General features: G+C 71.6%; 1 pseudogene. It reads right to left on the bottom strand.

Features of this window, described 5'->3' with window-relative positions:
* Positions 1 to 286: 286 nt before the first annotated feature.
* Positions 287 to 370, bottom strand: a pseudogene (locus tag R5H29_RS06685) (peptidase S10); the annotation flags it as partial.

The following is a 370-nucleotide window of genomic DNA, read 5'->3' as shown; positions in this document are numbered from 1 at the left end:
ATCCTGACCGTGGACCAGATGCCGACGATGGGCAGCAATCCGGACCGGGTGCAGGTGCGCAGTTATCCGGGCGGGCACATGTTCTACAGCCGGGCCGACAGCCAGGCGGCGTTCCGGACTGATGTGAAGGCGCTGTTCCAGCGCAATTGATGGGTGGTGGCGGGGGGGGGGGGGGCGCGGCCGCCCCCGGCCGCCTGGTTTTTTTTTTGGTTTGGGGGGGGGGGGGCGCGGGGGGGCGGGTGGGGCCGGGGGGCGGGGCCCCCCCCGCCCCCCCCGCCACCACCCATCAATTGCGCTGGAACAGCGCCTTCACATCATTCCGGAACGCCGCCTGGCTGTCGGCCCGGCTGTAGAACATGTGCCCGCCCGG

Source organism: Stenotrophomonas sp. A3_2, assembly GCF_036624925.1.
GTDB lineage: Bacteria > Pseudomonadota > Gammaproteobacteria > Xanthomonadales > Xanthomonadaceae > Stenotrophomonas > Stenotrophomonas hibiscicola.
Note: the sequence above shows the minus strand (reverse complement) of the source record. Positions and strands in the feature narration are given on the sequence as shown.